This is a genomic window from Paenibacillus sp. FSL R7-0273 (assembly GCF_000758625.1).
In the GTDB taxonomy this organism is placed as follows: Bacteria; Bacillota; Bacilli; order Paenibacillales; family Paenibacillaceae; genus Paenibacillus_AQ.
In genome coordinates this window covers 7,096,046-7,111,254 of sequence record NZ_CP009283.1, presented here as the reverse complement: position 1 = coordinate 7,111,254, position 15,209 = coordinate 7,096,046, and the positions used below count along the sequence as shown (strand labels likewise).

Genomic DNA, 15,209 nt, shown 5'->3' with positions numbered 1-15,209 from the left:
GCCGGCTAAGTGTAGCGAGTGTGCTGTAAATGAGTTTTGAGATATAAAGCTATATAGACCAAAGGCTGCCTTCCGGTGAATGAACCGGGGCAGCCTTTTTGTAGTATTTAGTTTGGGGAAAGTGGAGTTGCAGACGTAGGCTGACCGGAGGTTAGAGGAAGAAATTACACAAATTAGCTCATCCGGACTTCCAGCACATTTAGTTATAAAAACGTCACCTAAATCATGCTTTTTTATGGTTTTTTAAGCATTAGGTTGATTTTAGCCACCTAATTCAGCCTATATCCTGCATGCGCGGCAAAAAGGAGTATTTAGGTGGCGATTTTCCAACTAATCCTCTGGCTGTGGGGCTTTACAAGAAATTAAGTGGCGAAAATCCACCTAATACACAGCTGGTCAGCACTGTATCTACCGCCTATCCCCTAACAGCTGTGGCAGGGAAAAAAGCCAGCTACTCCGCGTCCTCCCGCCGCTCAAGGCAGCCGGCTACTCGGCGTCCTCCTGCTGCTCAAGGCAGCCGGCCACAAGCTTGTCCACGGCGCCCTCCAGTAAGGGCTCCGGCGGAGACCCCAGCCACTCCGGCGGGATAATCAGATAGCTGCCGGAGCTGCTTTTGAGGTAGCTGTAGATAATTTGCGCCTCGTCAATCGTGTGGCGGTTAATAGTACCTGCACCGTCGCCTGCTGAACCTGCAGCCGCTGCAGCAGCGAACTGCTCCAGAATAGCCGCATACACTGCGGCCTGCAGCTGCGCACGGTCCATTTGCTGTGAATGCAGCGTGGCACGGTATATAATCTGTGCGCCCTTGATCAGAATCAGCTTGATGCGGTCCCCGGCCATCGGCTCCAGCACGGCAATGCTGTTGTTCTCGCCGGTGAACCGTGAGACCTTCTCCTTTTGCAGCAGCGCCTGGACAGCTCCGGCATAATCGCGGTATTTGACTGCTGCCTCAAAGTCGAACCGCTCCGCCGCCTCTGCCATGCGCTGCTCCAGATCGCTGAGAATCCCGGTGTCCCTGCCGTCTAAAAGGGCAATAATCCGGTCCATAATGACATCATAGGCTTCAAGCGCTGCACCGCCGCCGCACATGCCGAGGCAGAGCCCAAGCGAATGGTTGAGGCAGAGCGAGCCCCGGGCATTCGGGCTGCTGCAGAGAATCCGCTGGCTCTCCTTAATACCCTGCAGAGCACGCTCTACTGTGCTTCTGCTTGTGTAAGGGCCGAAATGCAGGCTGGCGCCTGGAGGTCCGGGGTCGTAGCTAACTTCAAACTGGCGGCGACCCTTGTCTTCACGGACGGAAATATAGCTGTAGGCGAGCGGATTTTTCATTTTGCGGTTGTACATTGGCTTCATTTCTTTAATGAGCTGGCATTCCAGCATAAACGCCTCAAATTCTGTATCGGTCAGCCTGTACTCCAGGTCCCTGATCTGGCGGACAAGCTGAACAACCTTGGGGGAGTGGCCTTTGTTATTATAGAAATAGGACTGCACCCGTTTGCGCAGCCGTTTGGCCTTGCCTACATAGATAATATTGCCGAGGCTGTCCTTCATCAGGTAGACGCCGGGCGATAAGGGGAGGCTGTGTACTTTTTCAGTGAGATTCATAGAGGAGTCACCTCTGCTTATAGCATAGATTGGTAGCTTTAAGTATATACGAGAGCTGTAGTATCAGGCGACTGGAAAAGTACATGCCGCAACTCTACAATGGGAGTAATCTTCGCAATTGTAAGCGGATGTACCGCCCGATTTGGCTGAAGCGCTTGACCTCGAGCCTGCGGCCCGCAGCTTTTTTGACGGATTATCTTACAGCGGCAAGCGGCGGTTTGTACTGTCCATTGAGGATGCCAAGACTGCGGAAACCCGGCAGCGGCGCATCACTAAGGCTGTCCAGATGCTAAGTGAAGGACGCGCCCAGTAAAGGAATCACCATACCAATATATCATTAATAAGAAGCGGCCCGGGCAGGGCTGCTTCTTTGCGTTCAGCAGGCTGTGCTGCAGCATTGTGACAAATACCATAAAACCTTCCAGGCCGACCACTTATCATTAATGATATGAATATAGAAGAATTTCGCCAAAGCTGGGGGGCTTGATATGAAATATTCGATCGGAGAGTTTGCATCCATGCTCGGCATAACGGCGGATACGCTGCGGTTATACGAAAAGCACGATATAGTCAGGCCTGAGAAGGACTGCCGCAATAACTACCGTTACTTTAATGATCTGGATGCCCGCAATCTGCTGTCGAGCCGCTGGTACCGGAGCATGCAGATTCCGCTGCAGCATGTGGCTGAGCTGATTAATGAGGCGCCTGCGGAGCAGGTGGTGGATTCCATATACGCCGCGCGGCTGCAGCTGGAGGAGGAAATCCGGCGGAGCACGATGCTGCTGGACAAAATCAATGCCATCCATAACGAGCTTACAGGGCTGGAGGCCGGACTCTACACCTGCCGGATCCGGCGGATGCCGGGAATGTACCGGATTCAGCAGACGGACAAGAACCAGCTGCTGCAAAAGGAGGATCTGAAACAGACGGTCCAGGCCTGGATGGACCTGCTGCCATTCACCTTTTATTCCTTCCGGACCGGAGATATGGAGAGCATCAGCTGGAGCGGAGAGCTTGATTACAGCTGGGGTCTGGCTCTGCTTGAGGAGGATCAGCAGAAGCTCGGCGTAGACATTGACGGCAGCATGCAGTACATTCCGCCCTATACATGCATCTCATCTGTAATCCTGACCTCCTATGAGGATTATCTCGAACCCAAAGCATTCCAGTTCATGCTGGACCACGCTGATGAGCAGGGCTATACCTTGAAGGGCGATATATACGGCAAGATATTATTTACAGAACGGCTGCGGGACGAAAACAAGACGTATCTGGAAATCAACATTCCAATAGTTTGAGAAAAAATTCACAACTAGTTCATTGACCTTGGTGCTGCACCAAGGTTTAGACTCAGTGGCATCAGCATCAGGCAGCCGCGGCTCAGCAGTGAGATAACGGACTGCCATTAACGACAGGGGGAACAAGAAAGTGCGTAAGAGAGGATTAACCAGAAGGTTTATGGTATCACTTAGTCTGATTATGCTCCTGGCCGTCATCGGCGGGTGCAGCGGAAATTCCGCAGAGCCGGAGGCAACAGAGCAGCCGGCGGCATCGCCGGAGGCCACGCAGCAGGCAGCAGACAACAGCGGAATTCCGGCTTCTTTTAAGGCGGGTACCTACAAGGCGGAGGCCGACGGCAAAGACGGCACAATCCGGGTCGAAGTCACACTGGACGACAAACAGACCATTACGGACATTAAGGTTCTCAGCCAGACTGAAACGGCCGGGATTGGCGTTGAGGCCATTGATAAAATCAAAGATCAGATTATTACCGGCCAGACGCTGAAGGTGGATGCGGTCAGCGGCGCTTCCGAGTCCAGCAATGCCATTCTGGCAGCTGTAGAAGATGCCCTTAACCAGGCGGGCGGTGACGTTGCAGCCTTCAAATCCAGAGAAGTCGCCAAAGCAGGTGCAGGCAAAACAGAGCAGCTGTCGGCAGACGTAGTAGTGGTAGGCGCAGGCGCATCCGGTGTATCAGCGGCAGTATCGGCTGCGGATAAAGGCGCCAAGGTCATTCTTATCGAGAAAACAGCGACCATCGGCGGAGCGAGTAACCTGTCATGGGCAGGGAAATTCTACAATTCCTCAGCTGCAGTCAGCAGCGGGCTTAAGGTGAACGTGGAGAAGGAGATCTCCGACTGGATTGTCAATAATCACTGGCGGGTGGATGCGGCGGCGATCCGCCAATATGTAACTAAGTCAGGGGAAACCTACGACTGGCTGACCGGAAAAGGCTATACTACAACCTTTATTAACTTCGGCGGTGAACAGCTGCATATGCTTCCGGCTTATGAGACACGCCAGGAGCTGCTGCGGGCTATGCTGGCTGAATCGGTAGAAAAGGGCGGCGGCCAGATCCTTACGGAGACCACAGCCAAGAAGCTGATTACAGGTGCAGGCGGTGAGGTAACCGGAGTAGTAGCTGAGAAGGCTGACGGCACGACCCTGGAAATTACGGGTAAAAGCATTGTTATGGCAACCGGCGGTTATGCCGCCAACGCGGAAATGGTCAAGGAAGCCTTCGGCTTTGAAGGCGTAAACGGCGGGCTTGGCCAGAATATCGGCGAAGGCCTGCAGATGGCCTGGGAAGCCGGAGCCAAGGTGCCTGATAATTTCGGCGGGCAAATGCTGCACCAGACCTTGGCCAGAGCAACAGAGAAGCTGAAGGCGGAATATGAGCCGTTCCAGGCCAGCTATCCGCTGATGACGACCTATCTGCCTACCTTTATGAATGTCGGCCCGTCCGGGGCAAGATTCAGGGATGAAGCGGCGACGCTTACTGCTGTGGCTGCGGCGAATACGAGCGCTTTTAATGGAGCCTATCATCTGGTTATCGTCTCCAAATCACAGCTGGATGCACTTGCGGCCAAGGGGATGAACGGGGTAAAAGCACCGGGTCTGCCGGGAATGCCGCCGGAGTTCTATGCAGCCTTCGCGGACAAGTTCACCCTGGAGAATCCGTGGCAGAATGCGGAGAAGGTATTCGATTCCATGGCTGCAAACGGGGACGGATATAAAGGCAGCACTATTGAAGAGCTGGCTGCTAACGCCGGCATGGATGCGGCTGTGTTCAAGGACGCTTTTACGAAATATGAAGCGGCAGCGAAAAGCGGTGTGGACAGTGAATTTGGCAAAGCCAAGGAATATCTGCTGCCGATGGGCGAAAGCGGACCTTACTATGCAGTAATTGCGGAGATCAACAATCTCGGCTCTGTAGGCGGCTTAATCGTCAACACGAAGTTCCAGGTACTGAACGACAAGCGGGTGCCGGTCAAGGGCCTGTATGCAGTAGGTCTTGAATCCGAAGGCGTAATGTACAATGATACCTACGTCGGCAACGGTGTCGGGCTGGGCTACTCGTTCACCTCCGGACGTCTGGGCGGCGAGGATGCCGCTGCGGCTGCGCTGGGACAATAAGCTTGTATAGCTGGGGGGAGCCGGGAGGCTTCCCCCTTGCTGCGCCTTCATGCTACTATGAAGGTGCAACATCAGCTTGCTCATGAAGGTGAGGCTGTAATGATGGTGATTAAACGAGGTAACTGCCCGGTGCAGCCAGACTGATCTGATAACAGGACAGCGCCGGGCTATAGAGGAATAAGCTATGTTATCAGGCTGGTCCCGCTGCACCTAATCCGCAGAGCGTACAATATACACACTTGCGAGAGGGGCATTATTATGGGAACAGACAAACGGGATATGAGCAATTGGAAGCAGGGCTGGCTGCAGGAGGAACGGAGCTCCTTCCAGGGGTGGGATTTCTCTGCGCTGTCCGGAAGGATGGAGGAGGAGGAGCTGCCTTGGGATTATGAAGCAGCAGTCCGAGACTATATAAGAGGCACTACAGGCAACCTGCTGGACATGGGCACAGGCGGGGGAGAATTTCTGCTCTCCCTGTCCCCGCCCGGGGGACGTACTTATGCTACTGAGGCCTATCCGCCTAATGTGGAGCTGTGCAGGAAGCTGCTTCCGCCTCACGGAATTGAGCTGAGACAGGTATTCTCGGATGAGGAGCTGCCGTTTGCGGATGAATCGTTTGAGCTGGTTATGAACCGGCATGAGGCCTTTTCAGTCCGGGAGGTACACCGGATTTTGAAGCCGGGCGGCGTATTCATAACCCAGCAGGTCGGAGGAAAGAATAACCGCGCTTTGTCCGCGTTCCTGCTGGGTGACGGTGCAGCGCCTGAGGACGATGATTTTTGCCTGGAGCCGGTCTGCAGTGAGCTGCGGAGCTGCGGGTTCACGGTCATAGAGGCCTCCGAGAATTTCCCGCTGCTGCGGTTCAGGGATGTCGGGGCGCTGGTGTATTTTGCGAAGATTATTGAATGGGAATTCCCCGGCTTCTCGGTAGAGAGTTGCTATGACCGGCTTGTCCTGCTGCAGCAGCAGCTTGAGCGGAACGGCTATGTCGAAAGCATGGAACACCGCTTTATGATTACTGCCGTCAAAAGATAGAGCCTTTCAGGCCGCCCCGCGCCGGGGCGGTCTTATTCTGCACCGCCCGGGCCTGCGGTATTTACACCGGGACAGAAGAAAACGCCCTCGAAATTTGTCGCATCGACACGGAGCCTGCGAACCTAAGCCCATCCTTCTGCATAGCATATAGCACCATTCTGCTATAGAAGAAAGGGGGCGCGCTTCACAATGGGCATCCATTTAAGTGCAATCCACTATGTATATCTGGTTTTCATCGTATTCATTCTGGCGCTGCTGATCCGGCGCCGTGATACGACAATGATCTGTGTGGCCGGGATTTTCGCCTTAGGGCTGCTGGCTACAACGACAGTAACAGGCTCTGTATCGGGAATATTCAATTCGTTCATTTACGCAACCAAGGAACTGATGGGCACCATTATGATCATCTCCATCATTGTGGCGATGAGCCGGATTCTGATTATTACGGGCATTAATGAAACGATGGTTGCCCCGCTCACCCGTTTTCTGCGGACACCGGCGATGGCTTACTGGGGCATCGGGCTGATCATGATGGTGACCTCCTTTTTCTTCTGGCCTTCGCCTGCTGTTGCGCTGGTCGGTGCTGTGCTGCTGCCGGTGGCGGTCCGCGTCGGTCTGCCGGCACTCGGGGCAGCGATGGCGATGAACCTGTTCGGGCATGGCATTGCCTTGTCCGGGGACTATATAATTCAGGGCGCGCCGAAGCTGACCGCTGATGCGGCCGGCCTTCCGGTATCCAGCGTGATGCAGGCGAGCGTGCCGCTGGTCATTGTGATGGGGCTGGTGACTACGGTCACCGCCTTCTGGATGATGCGCAGGGACCAGAAGAACGGAACCTGGAGAGACGGGCTCGTAACGGGAAAAGGGCCCGCAGACCTCGCTTCCTCCGGACCGGCTGAAGCGGCTCCGGTCTATATGAGCGCAGGGCTGCGCAAAGGGCTGGCTGTCGCCATCCCGCTGCTGTTCCTGCTCGATGTCATCTGCATGTTCGTCCTGAACCTGCAGGGAGGGGATGCGACAGCGCTTGTCGGCGGCACGGCTGTACTCATTCTGATTGTGACCACGCTGCTGGCGCACCGCAATCAGGGACTGGAGAAGACGACCTCTTATCTTATTGAAGGCTTCGTCTTCGGCTTCAAGGTCTTCGGCCCGGTGATCCCGATCGCCGCCTTCTTCTATCTTGGCGACTCAGCGTTCACCGCGCTGTACGGCAATGCGCTGCCGGACGGCTCGCACGGCATCGTCAACGACCTCGGCGTCGCCCTGGCGGAGCATGTGCCGCTTAACGGCGCAGTAGGAGCCGTAACGCTGACGGTGATCGGCGCGATCACCGGTCTCGACGGCTCCGGCTTCTCCGGCATCTCGCTGGCCGGCTCGATCGCCCAGATGTTCGCGGCGGCGATCCATTCCGGCGCCGCCACGCTGACCGCCCTTGGGCAGGTAGCCGCCATCTGGGTCGGCGGCGGCACCCTGATCCCGTGGGCGCTCATCCCTGCTGCCGCCATCTGCGGCGTCAGCCCGTTCGAGCTGGCCCGGCGCAATCTGAAGCCGGTCCTGCTGGGTCTGGCGGCGATGACGATCACCGCCATCTTTCTGATCTAAGCTGCACGGCACAGCAGGTGCATAAGAACGCCTCCCCCTATCCATCCTAAAGAGGAACGACAGTGTGAGAAAAGGGGGAGTACCCAGGATGAAACCACATTACGAGTCCAGCCTGCGGACCAACAGCACCGTGGATCAGGCGCAGGATTCAGTAACCAGACTGCATAACGCAGTGTCCCAGGCGATGAGCCATCCGAATGAGCAGATGCTGGCCCAGGCGGAGAACAGTCTGGAGCACGCTGAGGAGGCTGTCCGGCATGCGCCGGAAGGCTCGGTTGACGGACATGGCGTAGAGCTCGCTGAAGATCGGCTGGCCGATGAACAGGAAAGACTGGCCGGACTGAAGCAGCAGCTTGGACAATTTGAGAATTAGAGGCTGTTTACACATTGGCTTCCGGCATTCCCGGTGTGATCCGGGAGTGCCTTTTTCTGTGCACAGCTCCGGGAAGCTGTATCAATTTGCCCTGCTCCGGCATTCAAGCCTGCCGTTTCCGGTTAATCATCTAAGAGATGCGAAACCGCAGATACAGACCGTGCGTAGAACCTCAAAAGCGGCGCAGGACTACTATGAAGGAGGGGAAGATATGTTGGACAACGCAGGGAAAACAGCATCAATGGAGACACGGGAGGAGCTGCTGGCTGCCCTTGCCGGAATCAGCGCATGGGAGAAGGAGCAGAACAAGCTGATGATCTGGGACCGGATCACCCGTCTGCCGTTCAAGCTGCTCGACAAGGTGACCCCTAAGGTAATCCATGAAAAAATAGGCAAGCTGCTGGACGAGCTGGGCAGCTATATTCAGAACGGGGGGAATTACCTTGTAGCCGGGCGCAAGGTGGGTCAGCTGATGGAGACGGCCAGCCGGTCGGCAGGCGCCCCTGAGCAAGGGCCTTATCCGCTGGCTGTTATGGATGCGGCGGCAGAGAAGCTTAGCGGGAGCAGCCGGAACGTCGCCACAGTGCAGGGGGCGACAACAGGCTTCGGCGGTGTATTCACACTGGCGGCGGATATCCCGGCAATTATGGGGCTGTCACTCAAGGTCATTCAGGAGATCGGTTTATGCTACGGCTATGATCCCACCGATAAGGCAGAGCGGATCTTTACCGTAAAAGTAATGCAATTCGCCTCATCCGACATTGTCGGCAAGCGGACGATTCTTAAGGAGCTGAATCTGCAGGCCGGAGGTAACGGGGACATTACAGCAGGAACCAATGAGGCGGTCTCCAAAATCCAGGGCTGGAAGGAGGTTATCACGGTGTACCGGGATAACTGGGGCTGGAAGAAGCTGCTGCAGACGGTTCCGGTTGCCGGAATGTTCTTCGGCGCGTTTACCAACCGCAAGGCGCTTGAGGATGTGGCGGAGGCGGCGCAGATGCTGTACCGCAAACGGAGAATTATAGCGAGGCTGGCGGAGCTGGATAACGAATAAGGGAGTGCCGCCCTCTGCTGCTTCTGGTGCAGGGGGCAGCCGTCGCAGCGGTCAGCCGGGTGCGGGAATGATCAGGCTCCGCGAAGGATTAATGCTTTATTCGCCATTGCTAAAGCTCAGCCCTTTTCCGCCGATCGGCCGGAGCCTTGTTGGCTCCACACCTGCAATCAGCGGCATCGCCCGCTGGATCGCTGCTCTTGTAGCTTCGAGAGTAAGCGAGGCTGCATGAGCCTCCTGGCTGGACCATACCTCTGTTACCCAGAGGACATCAGGCTCAGTCTCAGAATGATTGATGATATAGAGCTCACACTCTGCCACAGCTTCAGCTGCAGCGGCGCTTTCCAGCAGAATGGCTGCGAGTGTATCGCGTTCACCCGGCTTGGCGGTAAATTTGGCGTATATGCCGAATTTGCTCATGGGTCAGCCTCCAATATTTTGAGTTTTGTTCATTGTCAGCTGCCCGTTTTCAACAGCTGCTCTGCCTTTTCCTTGATAACCTCTGCGTCTGAGGTAAATAATAGATAAGATCGCTGTTTTGACCGGATAAGGACTCTGCCGGTAGTTCCATAGGGTGTTCCTATACGTATGGCATCCTTGTCAGAGCCTCCATAGGTATCATCCAGCGTTACCTCTGTAATGTCCGTAACGGGTATCTCGATTTTTGTCAGCTGCCAGCGGATGATAAGGTTGTCATCTTCACGGTTCATTTTGATCCCGAGCATATCTCTGCTCCTCCCATTCTTTATATCCAATCATTACCTTTTAATTATCATATAGGATTCAGGAATGATTTACACTATTTATCTAAAAAAGCTGAGAATACTCCACCCTCGATAGGGTGGGGATGAATCTGCGGTAATTGACCTAAACCCGAACGCATGTGCTATAATATGAATAATATTACCAAAAATGAGGTGTCGCACATGCTGATACATCAAGCCTATAAATACCGGATCTACCCCACACCGGAACAACAGCAACTCATAAGGCGTATGTTCGGCTGCTGCCGCTTTGTGTTCAATACCTTTTTGGACACTTGGAATCAAAGCTATGCGGAAACGGGAAAAGGCTTGTCCTATCACGCTTGTGCGACAAAACTCCCTGTACTAAAAGCGCAATACGACTGGCTGAAAGAAGTCGATAGCATCGCTTTGCAGTCGGTTGCCCGTCATGTGGCGGATAGCTTTGATCGCTTTTTCAAAAAGCAAAATCAAGCGCCACGCTTTAAGAGCCGGAAGCATCCGGTTCAAAGTTACACGACCAAATTCACGAACGGGAATATCGCCATTGAGGGGAGTCGCTTGAAGCTCCCAAAACTCGGCTGGATGCGTTTTGCAAACTCCCGGAAGCTGGAAGGCCGGATATTGTCCGCTACCGTGCGTCAAAACGCCAGTGGGAAATTTTTTGTTTCGCTTAGTTGCGAAGTTGAAAAGAACCCACTGCCGCAAGTGGACGCACATATCGGAATCGATCTGGGTTTGAAAGAGTATGCTGTAAGCTCAAATGGTGAACGGTATGCCAACCCCCGCTTTTACCGCCAATATGAGAAAAAGCTGGCGCTTTGGCAGCGGCGGATGGCTCGGCGTACTCCGGGCGGCTCCAACTGGAAGAAAGCGAAGCAGCATGTCGCTCGCATTCACGAACGTATTGCGAATAAACGAAATGATTTTCTCCACCAACTGACAACGAAACTGATCCGTGAAAACCAAACGATTAGTATCGAACATCTGCGTGTCGCGAATATGATTCAGAATCCCAAGCTTTCAAAATCCATCGCGGATGCGTCTTGGGGGGAATGGGTACGGCAACTGACGTACAAAGCCCTTTGGTATGGACGAACCCTTCGGATCGCCGATACGTTCGAACCGACCAGTCAGCAGTGTCACGTGTGTGGCACGATCCACCCGGAAGTAAAGAATCTTGCGGTTCGGGAATGGACGTGCAACGCTTGCGGTACGCTTCATGACCGTGATGAAAACGCCGCTCATAATATTGCACAAGTAGCGGTTTAACCGCCACCTATCCAAATGATAGAACTGCGGGAACGCAGGAATCGCTTGCTAAATAAGAAGAGGTTACGCTTCTGTTCGCAAGAATCCGCCACTTCAAGCGTTAGCTAAGTGGGGGACAATTCAAAGAAAGAGGACTATATGGAAATACAGACCCGCGAAGAAGTAAGCCTGGAAGTACAGCTGGAACAGGCTGAATCCTTCCTCCGGCAGTGCTACAGTGAATTAGAAAAGTCACCTGCTGAGCTGAACCGGCGCATAGAAGCAGTACATAAAGAGTTAAGTTTAACGGGAACCTATATTCATACAGCCGAAGAGCTTACGCACGGCTCCAGAATGGCCTGGCGGCATAACAGCCGCTGCATCGGCAGGCTGTTCTGGCATACGCTGGAGGTCCTCGATGCCCGACAGGCCGAAACGGCCCCTCAGGTGGCGGAGGCGCTGTTCCGGCATCTGGAGCGCGCCGGCAACGGCGGCCGGATTCGTCCGGTAATGACCGTGTTCCGCAGCGGTACGGAACCGGGCAGGGCTATCCGGATCTGGAACCACCAGCTGATCCGGTATGCCGGCTATCCCGGGCAGGATGAACAACCCCGCAGCGGCGACCCGGCCTCGGATGCCTTCACGGCAGTCTGCCGGGAGCTTGGCTGGCAGGGCAGCGGCGGTGATTTTGACGTGCTGCCGCTGGTTATCAGCATCGGGGATGAGCCACCGAGCTGGTTCACAATACCGGAGGCGCTGGTGCAGGAGGTGCCGCTCAGCCATCCGGAGATAGAACAATTCGGCGGGCTGGGGCTGCGCTGGTATGCCGTTCCGGTCGTGTCTGATATGCTGCTGGGGATTGGCGGTATCCGCTATCCGGCAGCACCCTTTAACGGCTGGTATATGGAAACGGAGATCGGCTCGCGCAATCTGGGGGATACGGGACGGTATAACCGCCTTCCGGCGGTAGCTGACCTGCTGGGGCTGGACCGTTCAACCAATACCTCGCTCTGGAAGGACCGGGCCCTGCTGGAGCTGAACCGCGCTGTACTGCATTCCTTTAAGCTGGCGGGGGTCAGCATTGTGGATCATCATACAGCGGCCGACCAGTTTGTCCGGTTTCAGGAGCAGGAGAGGCAGAAGGGCCGGGAGGTGTCCGGCAAATGGCATTGGCTGATTCCGCCGATGTCACCTTCCTCCACACCAATCTGGGAGGACAACAAGCTGAGGGAGCTCAATTTCAGTCCGCGTCTGATTTATCAGAAGCCGGCTTTTTCCGGCCGGAACAGCAGCCCGCCCCCTGACGAGACCTCCATGAAATGCCCTTTTCATCGATAGTCAGGCTGTTTGATCTGTGATACTATTTAATCTTAGTCTATGTCAGAGGGAAGTGAGCTCAAATGATCAGTATTACCATTCCTGCGCCGGAAGTCACTATATTTAAGCAAGAGAACCCGGTGCTGAGCCATATTTACGGATTTACCGATTTTCACCTGATTACGCGGGAAGCGGGCGGCATCTTTATGTTCTACAACGATAAGGACGAGCTGCTGTTTGTGGGCAAGGCCAGAAAGCTCAGACCGCGGATCAAAAAGCATTTCGAGGATACCGTCTCGGTCATGAAGGCCCACCGGGATGAAGTGGCGAAGATCGAGGTCTGCATTGTGGAAGATCCGGTGGACCGGGAGATTTACGAAACGTACATTGTGAACAAGCTCAGAGCGAAATACAATGTGGAGAAGGTACTCTATAAATAAGCAGCTCTATAGACAGGCTGCTCCGGTACAGATAAGCGTAGTCCTTTCGGGCTGCGCTTTTTGCTGTTCCGCTATAGGGGTATGATTCTAAAGACTTGGATAATTATCCCTTCGTAGTTAAAATGGTCCTTTAGATATACGTCTGAAAGTTAGACAATTCGGCTCACTTCCGGACCGGACAAATCATCTATAATAATCTCGTGAATGCTCGACATTTTTTGACATTTCATCTCGAGGTGATGGATAGATGGCAGGTTCTTTTTTCAGGAAAAAGGATGCGGCAGAACGGGCGGTAAACTCCGGGGCTGCAGCGGTGCCGCAGGCGGAGGAGGCACCTGCAGCAGAGCCGGATGGCAGCAGGCCAAATGAACACTCAGCCGGCCTGATCTCTGCAGGTAAGACCCAGCTGGATAAGAAATCACTGGATCTGATTTTTGCAGTAGAACAGATGATACAGGCCAGGGCGCATGCAGAAGCAAGCAATTATGAGCTCCAGGACCGCCTGAACCACTCCGGCAGCCATATTGAGCGGATAGGCAAGGATTTAAAGAATCTGAACAAGGTTATTGAAGAACGGGAGAAGGATATCCTGGAGCTGGAGCAGCGCCTCGCCGAGAAGAATCTGAAGATGGATCAGGTGCTTGAGGATCACCGTGAGCTCCGGGACACCATGTCGGCCAAGGCTGACGAGCTAAAAAGTACGATTGAGCTGGAGCAGCAGAAGTACGCCAAGCTGATGCAGAAGCATCATGAAGCCCATGTGGACAAGCATAAGCGGATTATTGAGCTGGAGGACCGGATCAGCCGGCTGGAGACAGAAAACGGCCATCTGCGGCAGAAATACGATACGGTCCGGCAGGAGAAGGCCTACCTCTCCGGGATGATCAGTGATTTTACAAGCCGGATGACCGTCCCCTTCAGTGCCGGAAGCCCTCCATCAGAGCGCAATGAAGAATACGGGGATACATAACAATTATGTCTGCACAGGATAACACCGGTCTGTTAGTTGAACTTCTGGCGCTCGGCAGCCGGGACGGCGGCTGTCACCTGGAGGTGGGGATAACCACCCGGGACGGCTGCAGGAGACATATTCTCAGCATTGATGAACATACATATCTGCAAATTGCTGCGCTTGGCCCGCTGGGCGGACATAAAGTGCGGCTGTCGCTGTACATGAAATGGGACCCTTTCCGCCGTACATACTTCAGCAGCCTGATCCGGATAAGGGATACCTTTAGCGAAACCCTGTATTTTAGCTGCTCGGAGAGCTATGGGGAGCAGCTGCTTAAATTGAAGGAACAGGAATATGCCCTCTCCCTGCAGGCAGACCGGCAGGAGGCTGCTGAGGATGTCCGCAGCATACCTGTACAATCGGAGCATAAGCGGGCAGCATTAACGGGACTGAAATATAAACGGACTGTACTGCTGCGCGGCCTGTTATTCGGTTTTCTGCTGGCGCTGCTCCTGCTTCGTATGGACGGAGGGGAGACGTGGCTGTTTGCAAACAGTGCGGAAGCCAAACAGGATAACACTATGGAAGCCAGGGCTTCAGCCGGTGTACCGGCGGCGGACTCAGAGAGGACAGAGGCTGCAAGCAGTGCCGCAGCTGCTCCAGCTTCCGTACATAACGCAGCGGAAGCTTCTGATAAAACAGACTCAGAGGAATTACAGCAGCCTCCGCTTCAGAACAGGCCAGCCGCCGAAAACGCTGCATCACTAGCAGGGCTGCCCGCACAGCCGCGGCTGCTTTATGAGACGGTTGAGCTGTCCGGAGACAGCTATGAGTACAGTCTGCCGGAGGGCTATGTTGCCCTCACCTTTGATGATGGTCCTTCCCCCTATACAGAACAGCTGGTAGATATTCTGGTGAAGGAGGGGGTTGCGGCGAATTTTCTGTTCATCGGCGTGAATGCCAGCCGGAATCCCGGAGCGGTCCGCTATGCCGCCGGGCAGGGAATGGCGGTAGGGAACCATTCCTGGGATCACAGCGATATGACAGCTAACCCGGAGGAGGAGAACCGGGCTAACCTGGAACGGGCCAGCCGGCTGCTGGAGCAGCTTACTGCTGAGCCTGTTACCATTTTCAGGCCGCCATATGGGGCGGTGGACAGCCGGCTCGCCGCAGAGGCGGACAGACAGCAGCTAAGAATCCTGCTCTGGAACCGGGACCCTGAGGACTGGAAGTCCGGAAGTGCGGAGGCCATACTCGATTATTTCCGCAGGACCAATCCGTCGGGCGGTATCTATCTGCTGCACGAGAAGCAGATGACCGTGCAGGCGCTTCCTAAGATCATTGCCTATCTGAAGGGGCAGGGACTGAAGTTTGCTGTTTTTAAATAATCAGTTTATATAAGCAGCATACCTGCCGAAGAAGC

At 54.6% G+C, this 15,209-nt stretch carries 14 protein-coding genes and 1 pseudogene; 12 read left to right on the top strand and 3 right to left on the bottom strand.

Going from position 1 to position 15,209, the window contains the following annotated elements:
- Positions 1-486: 486 nt before the first annotated feature.
- Positions 487-1,605 (bottom strand): GIY-YIG nuclease family protein, encoded by a 1,119-nt coding sequence (locus R70723_RS30560; RefSeq protein ID WP_039877881.1) that lies wholly within the window; start codon positions 1,603-1,605, stop codon positions 487-489.
- Positions 1,606-1,744: 139 nt separating this feature from the next.
- On the opposite strand from R70723_RS30560, the pseudogene R70723_RS30555 reads away from it, so the two are divergent.
- The 7 genes and pseudogenes from R70723_RS30555 to R70723_RS30525 form a co-directional block, all read left to right on the top strand.
- Positions 1,745-1,918: pseudogene (locus R70723_RS30555) on the top strand (YdeI/OmpD-associated family protein); the annotation flags it as partial.
- A 175-nt stretch (positions 1,919-2,093) separates the two neighbouring features.
- Positions 2,094-2,903, top strand: a complete 810-nt coding sequence (locus R70723_RS30550; RefSeq protein ID WP_039877879.1) for a MerR family transcriptional regulator — start codon at positions 2,094-2,096, stop codon at positions 2,901-2,903.
- A 130-nt stretch (positions 2,904-3,033) separates the two neighbouring features.
- Positions 3,034-5,022 carry an FAD-binding protein gene (locus tag R70723_RS30545; protein WP_039877877.1) on the top strand — a complete coding sequence of 663 codons (1,989 nt, stop codon included), beginning with the start codon at positions 3,034-3,036 and terminating at the stop codon, positions 5,020-5,022.
- A gap of 258 nt (positions 5,023-5,280) precedes the next feature.
- On the top strand, positions 5,281-6,057 hold the full coding sequence (locus R70723_RS30540) for a class I SAM-dependent methyltransferase (protein WP_039877876.1): 777 nt from the start codon (positions 5,281-5,283) through the stop codon (positions 6,055-6,057).
- Between the two features lie 189 nt (positions 6,058-6,246).
- Positions 6,247-7,659, top strand: coding sequence for a hypothetical protein (locus R70723_RS30535; RefSeq protein WP_039877875.1), 1,413 nt, complete (start codon positions 6,247-6,249; stop codon positions 7,657-7,659).
- A gap of 88 nt (positions 7,660-7,747) precedes the next feature.
- Positions 7,748-8,032, top strand: a complete 285-nt coding sequence (locus R70723_RS30530) for a hypothetical protein (protein ID WP_039877874.1) — start codon at positions 7,748-7,750, stop codon at positions 8,030-8,032.
- Positions 8,033-8,243: 211 nt separating this feature from the next.
- Complete coding sequence (locus R70723_RS30525; protein ID WP_039879531.1) at positions 8,244-9,086, top strand: EcsC family protein; 843 nt, start codon at positions 8,244-8,246, stop codon at positions 9,084-9,086.
- 96 nt (positions 9,087-9,182) lie between these two features.
- Here R70723_RS30525 and R70723_RS30520 read toward each other — a convergent pair whose 3' ends face one another.
- Both R70723_RS30520 and R70723_RS30515 read right to left on the bottom strand, forming a co-directional pair.
- Positions 9,183-9,503: a putative quinol monooxygenase gene (locus R70723_RS30520; RefSeq protein WP_039877873.1), complete on the bottom strand. Its 321-nt coding sequence runs from the start codon at positions 9,501-9,503 to the stop codon at positions 9,183-9,185.
- A 35-nt stretch (positions 9,504-9,538) separates the two neighbouring features.
- Entirely contained in the window at positions 9,539-9,808 is a 270-nt protein-coding gene (locus tag R70723_RS30515) for a SunI/YnzG family protein (RefSeq protein ID WP_039877872.1), read from the bottom strand.
- Between the two features lie 201 nt (positions 9,809-10,009).
- Between R70723_RS30515 and tnpB the strand changes: the two genes are divergently transcribed.
- The 5 genes from tnpB to R70723_RS32485 all read left to right on the top strand — a co-directional run bounded on the left by tnpB (position 10,010) and on the right by R70723_RS32485 (position 15,174).
- Positions 10,010-11,098 (top strand): IS200/IS605 family element RNA-guided endonuclease TnpB, encoded by a 1,089-nt coding sequence (tnpB, locus tag R70723_RS30510; RefSeq protein WP_197071790.1) that lies wholly within the window; start codon positions 10,010-10,012, stop codon positions 11,096-11,098.
- Positions 11,099-11,236: 138 nt separating this feature from the next.
- Positions 11,237-12,415 (top strand): nitric oxide synthase oxygenase, encoded by a 1,179-nt coding sequence (locus R70723_RS30505; RefSeq protein WP_052421529.1) that lies wholly within the window; start codon positions 11,237-11,239, stop codon positions 12,413-12,415.
- Positions 12,416-12,477: 62 nt separating this feature from the next.
- Positions 12,478-12,834, top strand: a complete 357-nt coding sequence (locus tag R70723_RS30500; protein ID WP_039877871.1) for a nucleotide excision repair endonuclease — start codon at positions 12,478-12,480, stop codon at positions 12,832-12,834.
- A gap of 247 nt (positions 12,835-13,081) precedes the next feature.
- Positions 13,082-13,804 carry a hypothetical protein gene (locus R70723_RS30495; RefSeq protein ID WP_039877870.1) on the top strand — a complete coding sequence of 241 codons (723 nt, stop codon included), beginning with the start codon at positions 13,082-13,084 and terminating at the stop codon, positions 13,802-13,804.
- Between the two features lie 5 nt (positions 13,805-13,809).
- A complete protein-coding gene (locus R70723_RS32485) occupies positions 13,810-15,174 on the top strand; it encodes a polysaccharide deacetylase family protein (protein ID WP_052421528.1) in 1,365 nt (454 codons plus the stop codon).
- Positions 15,175-15,209: the final 35 nt, after the last annotated feature.

Coding starts and splice junctions, on each gene's coding strand:
- R70723_RS30560 (WP_039877881.1), bottom strand. CDS start 1,605: ATGAATCTCACTGAAAAAGTACACAGCCTCCCCTTATCGCCCGGCGTC.
- R70723_RS30550 (WP_039877879.1), top strand. CDS start 2,094: ATGAAATATTCGATCGGAGAGTTTGCATCCATGCTCGGCATAACGGCG.
- R70723_RS30540 (WP_039877876.1), top strand. CDS start 5,281: ATGGGAACAGACAAACGGGATATGAGCAATTGGAAGCAGGGCTGGCTG.
- R70723_RS30535 (WP_039877875.1), top strand. CDS start 6,247: ATGGGCATCCATTTAAGTGCAATCCACTATGTATATCTGGTTTTCATC.
- R70723_RS30530 (WP_039877874.1), top strand. CDS start 7,748: ATGAAACCACATTACGAGTCCAGCCTGCGGACCAACAGCACCGTGGAT.
- R70723_RS30525 (WP_039879531.1), top strand. CDS start 8,244: ATGTTGGACAACGCAGGGAAAACAGCATCAATGGAGACACGGGAGGAG.
- R70723_RS30520 (WP_039877873.1), bottom strand. CDS start 9,503: ATGAGCAAATTCGGCATATACGCCAAATTTACCGCCAAGCCGGGTGAA.
- R70723_RS30515 (WP_039877872.1), bottom strand. CDS start 9,808: ATGCTCGGGATCAAAATGAACCGTGAAGATGACAACCTTATCATCCGC.
- tnpB (WP_197071790.1), top strand. CDS start 10,010: ATGCTGATACATCAAGCCTATAAATACCGGATCTACCCCACACCGGAA.
- R70723_RS30505 (WP_052421529.1), top strand. CDS start 11,237: ATGGAAATACAGACCCGCGAAGAAGTAAGCCTGGAAGTACAGCTGGAA.
- R70723_RS30500 (WP_039877871.1), top strand. CDS start 12,478: ATGATCAGTATTACCATTCCTGCGCCGGAAGTCACTATATTTAAGCAA.
- R70723_RS30495 (WP_039877870.1), top strand. CDS start 13,082: ATGGCAGGTTCTTTTTTCAGGAAAAAGGATGCGGCAGAACGGGCGGTA.
- R70723_RS32485 (WP_052421528.1), top strand. CDS start 13,810: ATGTCTGCACAGGATAACACCGGTCTGTTAGTTGAACTTCTGGCGCTC.